General features: G+C 57.4%; 14 protein-coding genes. 13 read left to right on the top strand and 1 reads right to left on the bottom strand.

Annotated elements, in window-relative coordinates:
* Window positions 1–156 precede the first annotated feature (156 nt).
* Entirely contained in the window at window positions 157–1,275 is a 1,119-nt protein-coding gene (locus tag IWX88_RS01315) for a site-specific integrase (protein ID WP_196826602.1), read from the bottom strand.
* A gap of 291 nt (window positions 1,276–1,566) precedes the next feature.
* Between IWX88_RS01315 and IWX88_RS01310 the strand changes: the two genes are divergently transcribed.
* The 13 genes from IWX88_RS01310 (at window position 1,567) to IWX88_RS01250 (ending at window position 19,025) form a co-directional block, all read left to right on the top strand.
* On the top strand, window positions 1,567–2,016 hold the full coding sequence (locus IWX88_RS01310) for a DUF6093 family protein (RefSeq protein ID WP_196826601.1): 450 nt from the start codon (window positions 1,567–1,569) through the stop codon (window positions 2,014–2,016).
* Window positions 2,013–2,495 carry a hypothetical protein gene (locus IWX88_RS01305; RefSeq protein WP_196826600.1) on the top strand — a complete coding sequence of 161 codons (483 nt, stop codon included), beginning with the start codon at window positions 2,013–2,015 and terminating at the stop codon, window positions 2,493–2,495. The genes IWX88_RS01310 and IWX88_RS01305 overlap by 4 nt, the downstream gene beginning before the upstream one ends.
* Window positions 2,492–2,935 carry a hypothetical protein gene (locus IWX88_RS01300; protein WP_196826599.1) on the top strand — a complete coding sequence of 148 codons (444 nt, stop codon included), beginning with the start codon at window positions 2,492–2,494 and terminating at the stop codon, window positions 2,933–2,935. The genes IWX88_RS01305 and IWX88_RS01300 overlap by 4 nt, the downstream gene beginning before the upstream one ends.
* Window positions 2,936–2,984: 49 nt before the next feature.
* Window positions 2,985–3,167 (top strand): hypothetical protein, encoded by a 183-nt coding sequence (locus tag IWX88_RS01295; protein WP_196826598.1) that lies wholly within the window; start codon window positions 2,985–2,987, stop codon window positions 3,165–3,167.
* Window positions 3,167–3,751 (top strand): hypothetical protein, encoded by a 585-nt coding sequence (locus IWX88_RS01290; RefSeq protein WP_196826597.1) that lies wholly within the window; start codon window positions 3,167–3,169, stop codon window positions 3,749–3,751. The genes IWX88_RS01295 and IWX88_RS01290 overlap by 1 nt, the downstream gene beginning before the upstream one ends.
* A gap of 11 nt (window positions 3,752–3,762) precedes the next feature.
* Entirely contained in the window at window positions 3,763–4,524 is a 762-nt protein-coding gene (locus tag IWX88_RS01285) for a hypothetical protein (RefSeq protein ID WP_196826596.1), read from the top strand.
* 115 nt (window positions 4,525–4,639) lie between these two features.
* Complete coding sequence (locus IWX88_RS01280) at window positions 4,640–5,443, top strand: hypothetical protein (RefSeq protein WP_196826595.1); 804 nt, start codon at window positions 4,640–4,642, stop codon at window positions 5,441–5,443.
* Between the two features lie 68 nt (window positions 5,444–5,511).
* On the top strand, window positions 5,512–5,892 hold the full coding sequence (locus IWX88_RS01275) for a hypothetical protein (protein WP_196826594.1): 381 nt from the start codon (window positions 5,512–5,514) through the stop codon (window positions 5,890–5,892).
* A 46-nt stretch (window positions 5,893–5,938) separates the two neighbouring features.
* On the top strand, window positions 5,939–11,578 hold the full coding sequence (locus IWX88_RS01270; protein ID WP_196826593.1) for a phage tail tape measure protein: 5,640 nt from the start codon (window positions 5,939–5,941) through the stop codon (window positions 11,576–11,578).
* Window positions 11,579–12,445: a hypothetical protein gene (locus IWX88_RS01265; RefSeq protein WP_196826592.1), complete on the top strand. Its 867-nt coding sequence runs from the start codon at window positions 11,579–11,581 to the stop codon at window positions 12,443–12,445.
* The gene (locus tag IWX88_RS01260; protein ID WP_196826591.1) at window positions 12,436–14,523 is read left to right on the top strand and encodes a hypothetical protein; all 2,088 of its coding nucleotides are present in this window, start codon (window positions 12,436–12,438) and stop codon (window positions 14,521–14,523) included. Before IWX88_RS01265 ends, IWX88_RS01260 begins: the two co-directional genes overlap by 10 nt.
* Window positions 14,524–14,553: 30 nt before the next feature.
* Window positions 14,554–16,110 (top strand): hypothetical protein, encoded by a 1,557-nt coding sequence (locus IWX88_RS01255; protein WP_196826590.1) that lies wholly within the window; start codon window positions 14,554–14,556, stop codon window positions 16,108–16,110.
* 2 nt (window positions 16,111–16,112) lie between these two features.
* Entirely contained in the window at window positions 16,113–19,025 is a 2,913-nt protein-coding gene (locus tag IWX88_RS01250; protein WP_196826589.1) for a DUF859 family phage minor structural protein, read from the top strand.
* The last annotated feature ends 1 nt before the right edge of the window (window position 19,026 follow it).

Genomic DNA, 19,026 nt, shown 5'->3' with positions numbered 1-19,026 from the left:
CGATCCCTTTGTTTACATGGAGCCGCCTGTCAGAATCGAACTGACGACCTTCTCATTACGAGTGGGCTTAGCGGACAAATTGAAGTACATGCAATCACGGTCAAGCACGCAAAAACCCCGTGTTTCCGGGGATTTGCGAGTTCGCAGCACGGTGAGTCACAGTGAATAACTAGCACTTGCTGGCGACCAATTCCCCACGAAATCCCCACGCGCCATTGTCAAGCGTTCGATCACGGCCCGCGCATAGCCACTCAAGATCGTGTCACTCGGCAACCCCTCTAGGTCGGCGTACAGCGCGGTGGTCTGCGGTGAGCGGTGGCCAAGGAGCTGCCCGACGACGGCAAGCGGGACACCATTCTGGATAAGCATGGAGGCGTAGGTGTGGCGCAGGTCGTGATTTTTTGCTCCGGCGAGCCCGGCAGCCTTGGCCGCCGGCAGCCACACTCGGATGCGGAAGTTGTGGTAGCTGACAACGCCGCCCTCTGGCGCGGAGAAGACGAACCCCTCCTTGCGCTCACCGATCTGCTGGGCGAGGAGCGGCTTCGCCCATTCGGGGATTGGGACCTCCCGTGGGCGCTTGCCTTTCGGGTATGGCTTGAGCCGATGCCCCTGGTCATCCCACACCTCAGCGACGCGCACAACGTCGCGCTCAAGGTCGACGCGGTGGACCTGGAGCCCAGCTAGTTCGCCCCAGCGCAGCCCAGTGCCAACTTGGGTAGTAATCATCGCCAGGTTGACTCCATCTAACTTGCTGAGCAGTCGCTGCAGCTCAATGCCCTTGAGGTAGCGCCGGACCTCCTGATGTCCGCCGACAAGATTGATCTTGAAGGCAGGGTTGTAGTCGATCACCTCGGCATCCATTGCTGCAGCCAGTGACGCACTAAACACGTAGACGTGGCGACGTACCGTGCCGACGGCCAGGCCTGATTTAGCCAGCTCAGCCGCCCATGACTTTACGGCGAACCGCGTGATGTCCGAGAGCGGGACATCACCCCACTTTGGCATCATGTGCTTCGTTACTGCGGATAGGTCGCGTGAGAGAGTGCCTGGCTCAACAGCCCGAGAGGCCCACCACTCCTTCTGCCAGTCCCCCCAAGTACGCAAGCCCGCGCGCGGGTCACGCCATTTCAGGGCGCGCGCTTCCACCTCTGCGGCATCGGCTGCCTTTTGTGCTGTTCGTTTATGGGGGAATGATCCTGCTGATCGCCGACTTCCGTCGCGCAACAGGTAGATCCCCCGATACTTCCCCGAGGGGAGAATTTCGGTATATGCCATGCACGTCACTTTACTTTGCCGCACGCAATGGCGCTACACTCAATTTGCTGGCTAAACATAGGAGGACAAGATGGCGTGGATGACCACGAGAGAAGCTGCCCTGCATTCAGGAAGGCACCCAGAAACAGTGCGCAATGCTCTGCGCGATGGTGAACTCAAAGGGGTGCAGCCCGCAGCAAAGTCTGATTGGCGCACAAAAGAAGAATGGGTCGATGACTGGGTTATGGCCCCTCGAGCGCGGAAGCCTCGAAGCGCTGCTTGAAATAGCCAGCTAACCGGTACTCTTAGCACATGGCACTGGAAATCGACACCGACTTTCTTGGGGCAATTCGCACCGCGCTCGTCGATGCGGGAATGCTCCGAGACACCATCGTTGTGCTCGACCCCCAGACCGAGACGGTCACGCCCTATGACCCGCTGACAGACACCGGTGGCGTCTCTACGCCAGCCGTTGTGATTGCGCCGCGCGCGGCCTACGTCCAGGCGATCGGCGCGACGGTCGCCACTGAGGCCGGACTCCTGCAGGGAATCGTCCGCTACCGGGTCCAGTTCATTCCCGAAGCCGGCGACCCGCTAGTGAGCAAGGGAATGATCGTTCGAGTCTTGCCGGGTGGGGACAATCCCGCCCTGACTCAATTCGCTTTCGCTGTACTGGCCGCACCCACCGGCTCCATCGCTGCGCTCAACAAGCTCGAGTGCCAGTCAACTGGCACGCCCGCTGCGGTCTGGGTTGCATCATGAGTACAACTCTTGGCCAGCAAAGCGCCAAGACCCTTGTGGATGGGATTCGGCAGAAGCTTGAAAGCATTCGCAACGAACTGATGGCCGAGATGTCGGGTGCCATGGGGGAGGCGATGCAATCAGGGCAAGAAATTGCGCAAGACCGTATTGAAATGTCGATTACGCGCACCGGTATTGAACGTGAAGCGATGGGGCAAGGGCGCCCTGGCCGTATTGACACTGGCGACTACATCGACGACTTCAAGCACGAGGCATACCAGGTCAACCGGGATCAGCTTCAAGGTCGCTTCGGCTGGCTCGACGGAGGGCAGGAAGCGAATGCCGCGGGCGGCAAGTCTTACTTCGAGCTGCAAGAGAACGGCTTCACGGCCAAGGGCACTGCGGTTGCCCCGGTCCACGCTCTCCTTGATGCCTCAGAGGTGGCCAAGGCTGAGTTCAAGAAGCGCCTGGCCGACTATGTAAAGCGAGAATACAAATGAGCTTCGACGGCATCGACGAAGAGACCAGCATCCGCGAAAAATTGAGCGACCTAGCCGGCGGACGGATCTTGGACATGGCCCCAGATGATGCAGATGTCTTGCTCGATTCTGTTGGCAAGGCGCGGCCCTACATTGTGTTGTCTGTCGGTGCCCCGTTCGCGCTCAATGGCGGTGGCCGCTCGATGGGCGACGGCGAAGACGACATCCCTTACACGATGACGTTTGTTGTTGGCTGCTACGCCGGAGACCGTAAATCGCTAAACGCGCTGTTCAGGGAGGTTGTCAAACGTCTGGTCAACTGGATACCGAGCGATGGAAACGCCACCCCAATTCGCATGCCGTATGCCTCGAATGGGTCAGCCACACGCACCATCAGCCGCCCAGCGATCTTCTCCAAAGTTGCGGCTATGGCGACCACGATCAACATGTCGACCGGGTAGCATACCGCGTTTCTGGAAAATCGCTGTAGGTTTCTCTACACTTAGCTGTATGAGCGAACTCAAGTCCTACAAGCACGAAATCACCGGTCTGGTGGGCCAGTACAGCGATGCTGTTGCAAACCTGTTTCCCGAGCTGCGGCTAGTTACGGCCGAGCCCGAGGTCACCCCCGAAACCGAATCCAATGACGGAGCCCCCGTCACCACGAAGAGCAAAAGAGAGGTGGCCTCCTAATGGCCGACAAAGTTATTGCAGCGGACACCGAGGCATGGGTGCTTATACCCGCTGTCGAGGTTCTCGGTGATCCCCAGTCGATCGGCGTGGCCGGATCTTTCAAGATCGGCGTCCTGACCGCAGCCGCAGTCAACGAGTACCTGTCCATCGTTGACCGCTCCAGCGCCGGATACACAGGCGCCGGCGGAAACATCACCCTCTCGGTGAAGGACGACTCAAAGCTCGCCCAGAGCAGCTCCGAGACCGACGGCGACAAAGCAATCAACGCCAGCGGCAACTCCGTCGTCCCGACCAGTCAGAACTACGACGCGAAGCTCACCATCTTCCGGGACAAGCTCAGCGCCGCGACAGACTCGAACTACAACCTGGCAAACGACAACATCCGTGCGCGCGGCGTGCGCTACATCGCCTTCCGCCGGATCGGATTCGCATACAACTCTGCTGCGTTGGCGGGCCAGAAGTACAACGCCTTCTACGTGCAAACAGATCACCCGATCGACATGTACGGAGACGGCAACAACCAGACCATCGAGGTTTCCCTCGTCACCAAGTCCATCAGCGTTGAAGACGCGATCCTCCTCTAAGGAATCCAGACATGCCCAACAAGCGCGTACTCACCAACAAGAACCTCGCGTGGTTCTTCGCCCCGGCGACTGCGGTTGCCAACATCAAGGCAATCACCGCTACCGAAGCAGCGACATTCATCAACATCACGGATGCCGCAAAGCTTGACGGCACCAACTTCAACACCAAGGCGAGCCTGTCTGCAGATGACCGCTCCTTCGCGGACGCTGCAGGCGCCAAGACCTCCGGTAACGGCGATTTCGGTGGCAGCCTCTCGTGCTTCAAGGCGCAGGACAGCGACACTACCTCGACGTTCCGTGCTGCCGAGGTGGGCATAAAGCCCGCTGGAAGCGACATCATCTTCCTGAACCGCCCGGTGGAAAGCGCCTCGTCGGCTCTTGCTGCGGGCCACGAGTACAACGCCTGGCACGTCCTTACGGACGCCCCGAGCGACGTGCGTGGCGCATCCAGCTATTCGTGGGTTGTCGAGCTACTTCCGCAGTCCGACATGGCAGTGCGTGGAATCGTCGCTCCAGCGGCCGCAGTTGCCCCTACGGTGTCCATTGTGGCGGGTGCCGCTTCGGGCATCGTCAGCTCTGTCGCTCGCCTCAAGGCGATCTACCAGGGCAAGAACATCACGGTCGGTGCGAAGTGGGTCACCAGCGACCCGAGCAAGGCCACCGTCTCCGAGCACGGCATCGTGCAGCGCATCGCGGTGGGTACGGCAAACATCAGCGTCACCTTCCCGGGCGCGCTTGCGTCGACCGCGGTCGTAATCACAACCACGGCGTAACTTCAACACACAGAGGACCCCGTCGCTTTCGAGCGGCGGGGTTTTTTGCTGGCTAAAGGCTTCCGGCCTACACTGGGAAATGGCTGGGAGGCAGCCCACAATGCTTGGAGGAGCAATGACCGACGCACTGGAAACCACTTCCGACGACATCAATGTCGAGCGGAACGAGGTGGAGGAAATTATCGAAGAGGCCAAGGCCTCCTTCATCGAATCCGGCAGTCTGATCGACAACATCAAGAACCGCGATATGCGGACAGTCAAAATTGACCTCGGCTACGACGAAGTAAATAGCGAGAAGCTCATTGGCATCGAAGCGGCACTTGGCCAGCTCCGCAACATTCTCGACCAGGCTGAGCGCAACGGCAGCGGCGTCGACGAACTCAAGAAAGTTGTCGCCAAGCTCAAGCGCGATATCAAGAAGGCCAATGCTGAAGACGCCGGCGAGATTCAAGACCAGATCGAAGAAGGAGAGCGCCAAATCAGTGAGCGCATTGCCCTGCTCGAGCAGATGGCGCCCTTGCGTGCGAAGCAGATTGAGATGGACATGGCGGCCGATGAGGTCCGGGCGTTGGTCAACAAGGAGTCGCTGTCAATCGAGCTGCGCGCCATTCCTTACAAGATCGCTCGTGGGGCAGCACGACGAGCACGGAAGACTCTCGGGCTTACCGAAAAGGGGATCCCCGAGGATCGACAGGATGAGTTCGAGGAGCAGCAGCTCCTTGAGCTGGCCTTTGACATGGTGGGGCGATTCCGCGACAACAGGAATGGTCGCTCTGGCACGAAGCTCTCGCTAGAAGAGATTGAGACAATCCGCGACTTCATGCCGATCAGCCAGTCCTCAAAGTTCTTCGCAGCGGTCAATGACCTGCAGTTCAGGAACGCCATCTCTGAGTCGGCCATCGCACAAGCGGATTTTTAGCGGGCTACCTGGCATCTAGCGCCGGTGCCAGGTACGTCTCGATCATCAAGGCGGCAATCTCCGCGAAGTTGCCGCCAACGGCGTTTCTATTCCGCAAGCGCAATCCGACAAACGCCCAGTGGAGCGAGTGGGACTACCTCCTCATCGAGGCGGTACAGACCCTTGAGTCTGAGCGATGCCACTGTGGCCTGCCTGTCTATATCTGCCACAGCGACGACCCGCATATCCGTTTCCGCATAGAAGAAGACACTTGTGAGGCAACAAAAGCGGTCGATATTTTCGAGGAGGGCAAGCGCAAAGACGACGCATATAAGAAGCCGCCTGGCTCAACCCTCCGCCCGATGCCGTACACAACTGACGACAGCGATTTCGTCACTTACCGGGACCGGTACTACCAAGCGGAGATGGAGCGCCGGAAGGAAATCATGGACTCTCTGAGGGTTTCCTGAAGGTTGACTGTAGTATTTCAGTGAATCGTTAGAGAGGGAGTGACCGGTGGCCGCCGAAGATTTCAGCCTTGAAGCACGTCTGAACTTCATCATCACTGGGCTCGCTCAGGCCCTCGATCAGCTCAAGGGACTCGAGAAAAGTCTTGACGGCACGATCACAAGCATGGCCGGCCTTGAAGGCAAAACTCAGGCAACCGGAAGGGCACTAGAGAAGCTTGAGAAAGACCTTCTTGGAAACAAGACTGCAGTCACAATTCTCACAACTCAGGTTGGCGAGCTGACTCGCTCTCTCAATACAGAAGAGTCGGCGACAATCCGCGGCTCCGCTGCATGGACCAAGCGCGTCCAGGAAGTCAATGATGCGTCCCGCGCCTACTCGAATTTCCGCAAAAACGCACTGACCGGTGACGAGCCGGGCAAGAAGCTCGATCCCAACAAGGAGAGGGGCAGTGACCAGCTCGATAAGCTCGCCACGATTGCTGCTCGTACTGCAAGCTATGCCAACGTCCTCACGACGGCAGCAAGCGAAATCGCCACCGCTGAGAAACGCATTGCCACTGTTCAGAGCGCAAACGGTGAAGACGAGCAGATTGCCAAGCTCGGGGCGCTTGGGGCTGCACAGCTCCGCGCTGCCACGTCATCTACCAACCTGGCTTCCGCACAGATTGCACTTTCTCGCCTGGAAAAGAAAGACGCCTCTTTGCCTACGCTGGCAAATGCCTCTCGGAATGTCGCTGCAGCTATGGAGGAAGAGCGCGCCGCCACGCAGCGTCTCACCGCTGAAGAGGCCAAGGCCGCTGCTGAAACCACCCGGCTTACTGCAGCGAAGGCCAAGCTGCAGGAGCAGCTCGATGCCGCCAGGGGCAAAGTCGCAAAGATCAATTTGGACAACGCCTTCGATAAGGATGTCAGGGATAACGGGGTCGTCGCTGCCTCCAAGAAACGCGCGCAGCTTGCTACCACCCAGCTCACTGTCGCAGAGAAGGAGCTGCAGGCCGTTCAGCGTAGCTCTCCCGGAAACCTGCAGGCGCAGCTCGAGGCGACCAACCGCGTCGTTGCTGCCAAAGAGAAAAGCCGAGCTGCGTCCAAGGCCCTCCAGGCTGCTGAGGATCAGCCAGGTGGTGGCCCAAAAAAGGCATTTCTAGGTATTGACGAAAGTCGATTGCCACGAGTGCGCTACGCACTCTACGATGTCTCCTTCGCGGCGGCTATAACTGGTACGGCTCTGGTGGGCGCCTTCGCTGCTGCGGCCGGCGCTGCCATCAGTTTCGAGAAAGACTTCGCCCAGGTGCAGCGCACAGTCGGCGCGACTGGGCAGGCCGCACAGTCGCTCAAGGCTGACTTTATTGATCTGTCCCAGTCAATCCCAGTCTCGTTTAGTGACCTATCTGCGATCGGTACTCTCGGTGGCCAGCTCAACATCGCCGCTAATGACCTTACGCATTTCACCAAAGTCACCGCTCAGTTCTCGGCAACGACAAATGTAACCATTGAGGCTTCAGGCACCGCGCTCGGCCGTCTCAACCAACTTTTGCCCGACGTCAACAGCAACTACGAAGCACTCGCCTCCTCCATCCTCAAGGTCGGTGTCAACTCGGTCGCCACTGAGTCGCAGATCATCGCCATTTCCCAGAACATCGCCGGTATCTCTGGCACGGTCGGACTCACTACCGATGAAGTCATCGGACTTTCTGGTGCGCTTGCCTCCATCGGAATTGCCCCAGAGGCTGCGCGCTCGACGGTTACCCGGCTATTTATCTCAATCCAAGAAGCAATCAACGGAGACACGGCCGCCCTTGCAAAGTTTGGCGCGCTCTCTGGGCAAACGGGTGACCAGTTCCGCGCAGCATTCAAGGCCGACGCCGGCTCGAGCCTTGTGGACTTACTCACAGGCGTCAACGCCTCTGGCGACAGCGCAATCGCCACTCTGCAAGCCCTCGGCCTCACTAGCACCCGCGATATCCCCGCGCTACTCAAGCTCGCTCAGAACACCGACATCCTCCAGCAGTCGCTCGGGAACGCTGCCGATGGATTCAAGAATGCCGACGAGCTAAGCGCCCAGTACGGCATCACGAACGACACTCTCGCCGCCAAGCTAACAATCCTCAGCAACACGATAACCGCCATGTTCGCCTCCATCGGCGGGGCGGCAAAGGGACCGCTCAATGACCTGGTGCTATCTCTGACTGATTTTTTCCGACTAATCAGCGATTTCGCGGGAGAAAAAAGCAACCAACCTTTCATTTTTGCAGCTCTTGCAATCGTTGCCCTTACTGGTGTGATTGCACTCGCAGCAGCCGGTACAGCGCGGTTTACTGGATCACTTCTCGCTCTGCGAACTTTCATGCTAGAGGCAACCGCAGCTACGGCAGCAAAAACTGCAGCAACCGCAGCCGCTACTGCCGCTACCGCTGCAAGCACGGTTGCCACGGGCGCTAATGCGGCGGCAACCGGTACTGCCATAGTCGCCACAAATGGGCTTGCGGGTGCCCAGCGGCTCGCAACAGTCAGTTCTATTGGCTTGAAAGCTGCACTCATCAGCACGGGCATTGGTGCGCTGATTGTCCTTATCGGCACTGCCGCAGCGGCGCTCGTCCAATTCAGCGAATCACAGAAGACAGCAGGTGCTGCGGCCAAAGAGTTTTTCGGTGACTCAAGCTCGATCAGCACGGCCATGGCAAAAGACCAGGCTGAGTATGCAAAAACCGGCAAAGCAATCACCACCATCACCACCACCGTCAAAGACACAACCGTTGCAGCAAAAGATTGGGTGGGCGGCATTGAGAGCGCCACTGGGGCACAGGTCAAGCTGAATAGCGGGACCACTAACGCCACGGAAAAGATCAGAAACCAGACAATTGCCTACGGCGAGAACACCAAAGCGGCTCTTGCCAACGAGCTTGCGAACAACAAAACAGTGCAGAAACTGTTTGATGACAATGCCGGCAACCGAGCTATCCAAAGCTTTGGTGGCGACCCGGCCGCGCTGCTGAAAGCATCCATCGGGGATCCCGTCAAGGGTGGAGCTGACTACGTGACACAGCTCACGGACTCCATGGCAAATCAGCTAAAAATTAGCCGTGAAAAGCTCGTCATGCTTTTGGCTGGTCTCAAAGCTGGGCTGAGTAATGACCGCGCACTCTCGTCATCTGGGATAAAAATTGGAGCCATATCAGACGAAGACCTTACAAGGCTAAAGTCTGCGGCACCAGCATTTTTTGACATGGCCAAAGGTGCAAGTGCTATAAAAACCACCGTCACAGATTCAGCAAAAGCAACAGCAGCACAAGCGGCTGCAAACAATGCAGTTGGGGTTTCCGCAGAACAAACCACGGCCGCGTTAAGAGCGCAGGCCGATGCCGCTACCGGTGCCGGAGCTGCCGCAGTGCTTTTCGTTGACGAGTCCAAGAAAACTATCGATGGATTCTTCCAGCAAAGCATCGCTGCGCAGTCGCTCGTCGGAGACCTCAGCACTCTCGGTGGCGCATTCGTCAGCAGCGGCGCCACTGCTGCTCTTGGTGGATCTGCCCTCAGCTCTGTCCTGACAAATATCGTCGAGTCTGCTGGATCCGGCCCAGCCGCTGCCGGACAAATCTCTGCCCTCTTCTCCGCACTCATCGCTGGGGGTTTCGCCTCCGTCGCGCAGCTCACACCACTTCTGGCCACCATGGGCCAGCTTACTGGGGTAGCTATTGCTACCAACAAAACTGGCGCTGATGTCAACGCGATGCTGGCTGCCATGAAGTCTGGGGCCGCCGGTGCCTCCAAGGGTGTCGGCGGAGTGGGCAAATCTGCCAGCGGGGCCGCTAAGCAAATCCGCACTCTCGCGGACTACGGCAATGACTTGTCTGGGGTTTTCAGGCGCATGAACGAGATGCGGTTTGCCCCTCAAACTTCCCTGGACGGCCTTTCCAAAAGCTGGCTCGATATCGCCAGCAACTCCGCTGATGCGAAAGAGAAAATTGACAGCGCCGCCGAGGCAATCGAAAACGCCAACCAAAAGGGCCGCGACGCCAACGCCACTCTCTCTCAGCTCGCGGCAGATAAGAGCAACAGCGAATACTACTTGCGTGTCGCCACAATGTACGGAGATGCTGAGCGGGTCAAGAAGATTCAGGCTGACTTGGCCAAGAACGCTTCCGATACGGCCGCTGCCCAAGCTGACCTCAGTTCGGCCAATGGGGATCAGACCAAAGCGGTAAAAGAGATGTCTGATGCACAGGAGGCTTCGTCGACGAGCCTTACTGGTAACTCTGCTGCGGCAATCGAAAACCGTGGAGTCATCACTGATCTGGTCTCTAAATACCAAGACCTGATTGGCACCTATGCCTCCACGGGTATGCCGGCCGACCAGCTCAAGAAGAAGGTTGCCGAACTCAAGGCCCAGTTCATTGCACAGGCCACCCAGGCCGGCTTCTCCCGTTCCGCGATCCTCGATTACGCCAGCTCCTTCGATGACATGACGCTGGCAATCAACCGCATCCCACGTAACATCACCGTCGGCTTGGATATCACGGGCGTAGATGCAGCAATAGCCGAGTTCGAGGCCAAGCTAAAAGCCGCAAACGCAAGTGGCGGGGGCGGAGGAGGAGGCGGCGGCGGCGTCGGTTCAGGATTCGACTTTGAGGCATTGATGGCGAAGCTCATCGCCGACGCCGGGCTCAACCTAGAAAAAACGATTGTATTCAACGGCGACACGATACTCGTCAACGATGCACTAAAAAAGCTCTATACGGGCATCGACGAGAAGGCTCCGAAAGTAAAGATCGGCGGCCAGACGAAGGGAGCAAGTCAGGCTCTTGGCGACGTGCTCAAGGCAATTGAGCGCGGTGAAAGTTACGTCTCGATCAACGGCAAGATCGTAAAAGCTGAACTTGCGCGCGATCAAATCGTCGCCAGCATCAACAAATCAGTTGGCACAGTCAACATCGACGGCAACACAGTTGGAGCTGGTGATGAACTGATGCAGCTCCTTGGCTCCGTCAACAAGTCAACGGCGACAGTCACCATCAATGGCACTAATATCCCCGCCAAAAAAGTCCTCAGCGCGGCCCTTGCCGCTATTGACCAGGGCCGCGGGACCGTGACGATCGATGGCCGTAATTACGATGCCAAGCTGGCGTTGCAGGCAGCCCTCGACGCTATCAACCTCTCAAAGGGATCGGTAAAGATCGAGGCAACTTGGGACCGTAACGAGCTGTATGGAACCGGCGCTTTGCTGGCTGCAGGCATGCGGCCAGGTTTTGTTAACTACTTCCAGAACAACCCGATCAGTGCAGCCATCCAAAACTCTGGTGGCGCTACCCTCAATTCTGGAACTCGCATGAAGTTCTTCGATCAGGGCGGCTATACCGGTGGCGGTGGAAAGTACGACGCCCGCGGAATCGTCCATGCTGGTGAGTACGTCTTCCCACAAGAATCTGTTCGGTACTACGGGGTCGAAAACTTGGCTCGCATGCACCAACGATCGCTCGGTGGTTACGCCAATGGAGGACCAGTCGGCGGCAATATGCCTGCTGCCTCGGGCCGTGGCTCCTCCGCAGTATCGGAGATGTCCGCCTCCGACCGGATGTTCTTCCGCAATCTCTTCCAGGAATTTGCTGGGTCGCTCACGGTGAGCGATGGTGTCATCGCGCAGGCCGCGAACGCCGCGAATGCACGACTTGTCAGAGCAGGAGTGAAATAGATGGCACAGCAAATGTGGTTTGGCACCCGTGGGCACGAGCAATGGGTGAAGGCCCCCGCTACCTCAGCAAATTTCTCGCGCAAGAAGTTCACCACTCAGCTCAACTTCGTCAACGGAGGGGCGGCGATCCTTGGATCCCGCACTACGCATGCCGAGTACGAGATGAGCTGGCCTGTCGCTGGCCGCCTCGAGATGCGCCCGATTCTCGATTACGCAGGGCACGTTTACGACAACGACCCCTTGGCCAAATTCATGGTGGCTTCTAACCTCATCTACTTCCTCGACCCGATGGAGATGGAACTCAACCTTGCTCCGGTGAACCTCGGGCATGCGGCCCTGGCGGCTTCGGATGCTCCCTCTATGTTTGTTGATGCTCGGCCGTCCGCCGTCGCAACCCCGACGAACACTCAGGGTTATCCGACTTTTTCCGCTGTCTACACCTTCACGGCAGCAACCACCCCTCGCTCGATCTACGTGCCGATCCCGCCAGGATTCAAGCTATGGGCTGGCTTTCACGGTTCCGCCACCGGCACAGCAGGCGTGCAAGTAACACCTGTCGGTGGCGCAGCGCGCAAACTAACACCGCTCGGGCTCGCCGGCCAACGAGTGGTAGACACATTCGTTGGGGTCAGCGGTGTTGACATACAGCTCGCTGGTGCGGTTGGCGACAGCATTCTTCTGACCGCTCTGATCCTCCAGGTCCTTCCCAGCAATGACATGCCCGATGGAGGTGGGTACATCTCGGGCCGCGGTAACTCTGGTTGCGCCTTCGCCGATGAACCCACCGTTACCGCACTATCAACGGTCAACGTCCGTGCTGAAGTATCGGCTGCGGCAAAGCTTGTGGAGGTCGGCTCGTGGCTGTAAATATCGGCATTCAGCAGCCTCCACTGCCGCGCTATGCGATCGGCCTGCCGCTGTCTCTCAACTATCTTGCTACTCCTCATGCGACCCTCCAGCGTCGGCTCTGGAGCTCTACGAGCGCAACCCTGGGGGCGCCGATACTCCGCACCGACGAGACAGAGCAGTTCTTGCGCTTTACGCGCGCGAGTGCGGGAGCCGCGGTCGTTACAATCAACGATTCTTCCCTGGCGATCCCGGCTGGCACATTTGATGTGCGCATCTGGATCCGCACGAGCGCGATCGAGACAAGCTGCACTCTGGGGCTTCGGCGTGGCCAGAGTCAGGTGACGGCAGACAACATCACCGGAGCCATTTTCTCTACGACTACCGCCTGGACCGCGACCCTTGCCACCATCACAATCGATGCTGCCACCAACTGGACGCTAGTCCTGCGACTTGGAAATGGCACAGCGGGCACACTGATCGATGTGAAGCTTGGCTCGATCATGCCCAATGGGCAGATGCCATTTGTCGGTGACAGCAAAGTCGCGCTGGGATCGACAGACTTCTACTACTGGGAGGGGGCAACGAACGGCTCGCGCTCGATCCGCACCACACGCAATCTCAGCAACGCGCCCGGCCCGTACTACGCGGTAGAGAATTTGACCACGTACACGATTTCTGAAAATGCCAGCCCACTCTCACCAGCAGACACCACGGGTGGCGCGACCACGGTGCAGCTTGGCATCCGCGAGTTCGATGACTCCATGTTGCTCGGCGGCGGAGAGCTGACCGTACTCGACTCGGGGCGGGCGATTATCCAAGGCGGAATCTCTTCCCCGACCAGTGACGGCAACACCGTTTCAATCACCAGCATGTCGGTCATAGCGCGACTGAACGTTGTCCGTCGTGTCGCCCCGTTCGTTGGGTCACTAGACGGCTACATTGCCACTCTCCTTGCGAGCGTCGGAGTCACTCGCCCGTTGAACGTTGATATTGGCATTGCCGAGCGGCCCGTTGCCGTACCCGGGTTCAAGGACAACGTTTTGACCCGCGTGAAGGAGTTCTGCGCAGCCCAAGGAGTTGAGTTGAGCGACCTGGGAGATGCCGTTTACATTCGACTCCCACGAACTCGCTCATTCAATGGCAGCGACGTAACACAGATTGGAACTTCTGCAGACGCCTCGCAGCTTGCACAGTCCGTGGAGGTCTTCAACTACAACTCTCGCTACCTTGTAAATGCGCTTGTTTACCCACCCGCCAGCTACGACGACGCGACAGGCACTTCCTCGGATGCCGGCTGGACCATGGACGCTGCGATCCTCTCAGTCGACTCCGGCTCGGTCACGACGATCGAGGTCCCCGTCCTTGGCTCCCTGGTCTCGGTAGAGCAGCCAGTGTGTGTCAAGGAGGTTGCCCCCTCCGACGGCGCGGCCGGCTCCGTCTACACGGTCATGGGACAAGGCAGCGTGGACGGTGGAGCAGGATCGATCCAAACCCTGGATCCGGCGGTCTGGACTCAGCTTGGCGGATCAGTGACGGTCAAGGTGGGTGACAACTTCGACACCATCATCATCACCATCACCTCTGGAACAAATGAGCCCACACTGGCACCCTTTGCAATTTCCATGGGCTCCGGCGACAGCACCTACTACTCCACGCTGCGCGTGCGCGGCACGGGCATCATCAACCGCAAAGAGAAATTCACCTATCTCACAGGGCTCAGCTCCACAGAGGCCTCGGGGGAGGTCGGGGTGACCATCGACACCGCTTATGTCCAGACCCGCGACATGGCCGATCGAGTTGCCAGTGAGACCGTGCCGATGTTCTCTCGCCCCGTTGTCAATATCAGCGGGACTACAGACAATCCTGGCCTGATGCCTGGCGATATCGCTGGGTCCCGTTTTCGCTCGGGCGACTCGGTCTACCGAGTCATCACCGCCCCAACCGGTGAAAGCGGTACGAGCTTCACCGCAGTTGCTGACACGACCATGGACGACTTCGATGCGGTGTGGGCGTTGCGCACATTTGATGACTTCGATGCGGTGTGGGCCACTCGAACTGACTTGCAATTTGCTGGTGCGCCATTGCGTCAGACCTGATTCTGACAATAAGCTGCAAGAATAGTGAGCATGAGCGATGTGCTTACTGATAATGGGCTTCCCGTAGCGGCACAGCCATGGGCTCGGCGCATCGATAAGTTCTTGCGCGACGACGAAACTCGCCGACAGATTCTCGCCAACAACAGCGAGACAGCCATCGTGATGGCCGGCAATGCCATCACTGCCTCAGCCAACTCCGTGCAGGCCCAGATCGCCGCTCAATACGAAATGCAGCGGATTCCCGCGACTCTTGCCGCGACCGCTTTGACGGTCGCCCCCTCGACTTACTTCGATACAAGCGGAGCACCATACGGGCGACTGAATGTGTCTATCGTCCCGAGCGACCTGGACGTCGACGGAAACCCACTCATCCCTACGATTTACCAAGTCTGGGGCCGTGTCTTCTATGCCGATGGCAGCATCGCTAACGGCGACACCACAACGATCGGTTACGGCCCGGGCTACTTGATGCTTGGGACCAGCCCAAGCACAAATGTTCAGGTTGATGCTCTGCAAGTTGGTGTTCAGTATCAAATCCGCGTGGTTGCAATATCTGCGTGGGGCGTTTCCAGCGTGCTCAGCGACTACGTTCTTGCAACCACCCCAGCGACCCTCACAGTTATGGCTACACCGAACTCACCATCTCTCAGCTCTGGCGCTGGCATGCTGGTGGCCGCCTGGAATGGCCTGTTTGGGTCAGCATTGCCCTCTTCTCAGTTTCGTTACACTTACGCGGAGGTCTCGGTTAGTGGCGCTGCAGCCTGGATCCGCATGGGCTCGGCGCTAGTTCGAGGTGGTGGCAGCATCCAGATCGCTGGGTTGATTGTTGGTGCCTCCTACGACGTCCGCCTTATTGCCATTGACAGCCTCGGCGCGGCCACTTTGCCGTCCCCAAGCTCGACTACCACTATCGTCGGCGTCAGTGCAGGAGACTTGACTCCAGCACTGCTCACGGTGGTCAGTACCACGGGCAATAACCTCACTTGGGCCGACACTACTCCGACGGTCAATGGAGTCGTCGAGGGTGATCTTTGGTTCAGGCACAATACTGCGAACAACATTATTGCCCAGTGGCAGTGGATTGGTGGCGCATGGCTTGTGCAGACCATATCCCACGAGACAATCTCTTCAATTGACCTCGGCAGCGCAACCGTAGGCACGCTGAACGGTGGCCTCATAACCGCAGGAACAATTGGCGCGACCTCCATAGTGGCTGGATCCCTGACCGTAAACGAATTGTCTCCCACAGTGGGCCGGGACCTAAACCTTTCTGCCAACGGCACGGTGACAATTCTTGCCGGCCAAGTCGCCGAGGTGGCTAACGGGCTAAGCAGCACATCAAGCAATCTCGCGGCCATGCAGACCTTTTACTCCTTCGGCCCGACTGGCGCAATTATCAGCAACCCAGGCTCACCATTCCAACTCGCACTTAAGCCCGATCGTATTGAGATGATCGAAAGCGGGGCTGTGGTCTCCTACTGGAACTCCGGTCAGCTATTCGTGAACTCTTTTGTTGGCACTGAGGTCGTTTTGGGAAACCACAAACTCGAAAAACTTGGCAGTGGCACAGTCGTTAGGAGCCTATAAACATGGGTTACGCAGCAGGCAATTTTTCGGGACGCTCAAATTTTCAGCTCCAACTCAGCACCTCCTTAGCGAGCCAGAACATCGCGGGCAACTACTCGACAGTCAACTGGTCGCTGACGCTTTACAACAGCGGATCACGCTCTTATCGTTACGATGTCGACTCTTCTTGGTCCGTCAATATCGAAGGGCAAACCGCTTCCGGCTCCTACTCCTACGATCTGTCCGCTGGCCAGTCCAAGTCGCTCGGCTCTGGTCAATTCAATATCGGTCACAACTCAGACGGCACACGCAGCTACAGCTTTTCGGCAAGCTCGAGTAGTCCCGGCACAATCGGGAGCGCAAGCTGCAGCAGCTCAGAAGGTCTTCCAACAATCGCGCGCGCGTCTAATTCGACCTTTTCGCCCAGCCCAATGGTTGCCAACTCGCCCGTGACGATTTACACAAATCCTGCGTCGTCCTCTTTCACTCATACGGTGACCTATTCGTTCGGTTCGCAATCCGGCACTATCGCCAGTGGCGTTGGCAGTTCGACATCGTGGACGCCCCCCCTGGGATTGCTAAACGAGATTCCCAATGCAATGAGTGGCGCTGGTGCGCTGACAACCAACACGTACTCGGGGGGCTCCTTAATCGGAACAACTGCAGTTGGGTTTACCCTCAACGTCCCATCCAGTGTTGTGCCTAGCATCAGCTCGATCAGCCGATCAGAAAACGTTGCTGCCGTCAACTCTGTTGTTGGGGCTTATGTGCAGCAGCTCTCCAAATTGAATCTCGGCATTGTCGGATCTGCAGGAATTTACGGCTCGACGATTGTTTCGTACAAGATCACCGTCGATGGACAAACAATCAATTCGATATCGGGCACTACGGCCGCGCTGAGCGGCTCCGGCACGTTATCCATGGCCGCTTCCGTCACGGACTCTCGGGGCCAGTCTGCTTCCACTACAAGCTCTATCGCCGTGCTGCCCTACATCGCGCCAACGATCGATGCCACAACCTTGACACTGCAGCGTGCTTACGTGGATGGAACCATCCGAGACGATGGCACGTACATCAAGATCACGCTGAATACTGCTGTTCAGTCGCTTGTAAATGGCACCCAAAAAAACTCGCTCACTTACCGAATCTCGACAAGGGCTCGTGGGGCAAGCGTCTACACCAACATCGCCACAGTCACCCCTGGCGGCATCACCTTTGCGGGTTCTCGGCTGATCGGCACCTACGGGGTAGCCAAATCCTGGGAGGTGCTGATTGAGGTCATTGATGTATTTTCTACAAGCTCCATAACCCGCACAGTCGCAACGTCAACCATCTTCATGCACTGGGATGGCGCAATTGGAATGGGTGTCGGCAAATACCGTGAAAACGGCATGCTCGACGTCGCAGGACAGGCCTACCAGAACAACGGTCAAGCCATTCTTGACGTTGGCAGTTTCGCCTCCGATGCAGATGCCATGGCTGGAACTTCGACGACAAAACTTGTGACCCCGCGCTCGTTGGCCGCGCGCGTACCAGCTCAGAACAAGATCATCAATGGTGCATTTCGCACTAACCAACGCGGCACTACTAGCAATGCGGTAATTCTTCCAGAAGGCTTCGGCTTTGACAGGTGGCAAGTGACTTCTAAGTATGCCAATCAAGTTATGAACCCGAGTAACGAGGGAGCTACGCCAGGACTTGATTATGGCGGAACGAATTGCACGCTCGATGTTGGTGATACCACTTGGGCCGCATACGGGACCAAGTCTGTCAACCTCTATAGCCCAACTGGGACTGATTCTTATGTTGACTTTGGTTTCGTTGGCAACAATGGGGGGACATTTCGGCACGGAATGACCCCAGGGCGCACCTACGTTATTAGCGCAACAGGCAATGTCAAAAGTGCGATGACAGGAACTAGCCATACAGGAGAAATTGACGCAAATACAGGCGTATTGCTCCCTCGGGAGCGAGCCATCGTTGTTCATACAAACACACCTGCGGGAGGGTATCAGATGTACCACAGCCCGCAGGTTCCAAACACTATAAATACTCCTACACGAGTGTCGGTTGAAGTGACTGTGCCATTGACTGCAACTCAAGCTTTTGTTCGCCTCTACCTTGGAAACACGGCTGGGCAAATTCGTTGGGACGCTATTCGAGTAGTAGAAAAGAACACTTCTCCAGCCGGAGCTCCTGCCGAAACGACCTACGTTGACCCGTCGGTAACCTCAGGGGTTTCTTGGGCAGGAGCGACACATGCTAGCTACAGCTATTGGGGGTCTCCGGCCACTTACACCTCTTCTCCTCAGGGGCAATTGGTTACGCTTCCGACAAATCTCCAAATCTGTCAAAAGATTGAAAGAGCAAACATGCCAGCAGGTACATATACTGCCTCATGGTCTGGGACGGGCAAGGGTCGTGTTTACGTCGTTGGAGCCACTGCTCCAGTGTTCTCATCTAGCCCTGTCACTGTGGCTCTGAACGGAAGTGGAGACGTATGTGTTGAGTTTACAAGTGGGACTGTTGGTAACGTAAAACTTGAAGCTGGCATCACTGCAACTCCATTTGAGTTACCCGAGATTGGCCAAGAGCTTTGTGCTTGCCTGCGGTATTACTGGCAAGCAAATCTTCAAGCCTATGTTTCTCTGGGAGTAGGTCTGTCTCAAAGTGCTGGCACCAGTCTCATCTCGGTAACTTATCCAGTCACGATGCGTACTACGCCTGTGATTGTAAAACTGGTCAACCTCATCATTACTGACCGAAGCACTTACGATCTAACCGTCACTGGTGGTACGGGCTACTCTCGAATGGGTCTCCAAAGCTGCTATCTAAGCATTCTGCACGCGGGTACTGCTACTGCATATCGGCCAGCTCTTCTTGCCGCAAATATTGGCGGCAATGGTGTATTTGCTCTAGATGCTGAAATTTTATAGG

It is taken from the genome of Frigoribacterium sp. CG_9.8 (assembly GCF_015751965.1).
In the GTDB taxonomy this organism is placed as follows: Bacteria; Actinomycetota; Actinomycetes; order Actinomycetales; family Microbacteriaceae; genus Lacisediminihabitans.
The sequence above is the reverse complement of the archived record's forward strand: the minus strand, read 5'-3'. Positions and strand labels throughout refer to the sequence as shown.

Excerpts from the sequence above, each read along its gene's own strand:
- IWX88_RS01295 (WP_196826598.1), top strand. The coding sequence starts at position 2,985 with ATGAGCGAACTCAAGTCCTACAAGCACGAAATCACCGGTCTGGTGGGC.
- IWX88_RS01285 (WP_196826596.1), top strand. The coding sequence starts at position 3,763 with ATGCCCAACAAGCGCGTACTCACCAACAAGAACCTCGCGTGGTTCTTC.
- IWX88_RS01310 (WP_196826601.1), top strand. The coding sequence starts at position 1,567 with ATGGCACTGGAAATCGACACCGACTTTCTTGGGGCAATTCGCACCGCG.
- IWX88_RS01315 (WP_196826602.1), bottom strand. The coding sequence starts at position 1,275 with ATGGCATATACCGAAATTCTCCCCTCGGGGAAGTATCGGGGGATCTAC.
- IWX88_RS01255 (WP_196826590.1), top strand. The coding sequence starts at position 14,554 with ATGAGCGATGTGCTTACTGATAATGGGCTTCCCGTAGCGGCACAGCCA.
- IWX88_RS01265 (WP_196826592.1), top strand. The coding sequence starts at position 11,579 with ATGGCACAGCAAATGTGGTTTGGCACCCGTGGGCACGAGCAATGGGTG.
- IWX88_RS01300 (WP_196826599.1), top strand. The coding sequence starts at position 2,492 with ATGAGCTTCGACGGCATCGACGAAGAGACCAGCATCCGCGAAAAATTG.
- IWX88_RS01250 (WP_196826589.1), top strand. The coding sequence starts at position 16,113 with ATGGGTTACGCAGCAGGCAATTTTTCGGGACGCTCAAATTTTCAGCTC.
- IWX88_RS01280 (WP_196826595.1), top strand. The coding sequence starts at position 4,640 with ATGACCGACGCACTGGAAACCACTTCCGACGACATCAATGTCGAGCGG.
- IWX88_RS01290 (WP_196826597.1), top strand. The coding sequence starts at position 3,167 with ATGGCCGACAAAGTTATTGCAGCGGACACCGAGGCATGGGTGCTTATA.
- IWX88_RS01305 (WP_196826600.1), top strand. The coding sequence starts at position 2,013 with ATGAGTACAACTCTTGGCCAGCAAAGCGCCAAGACCCTTGTGGATGGG.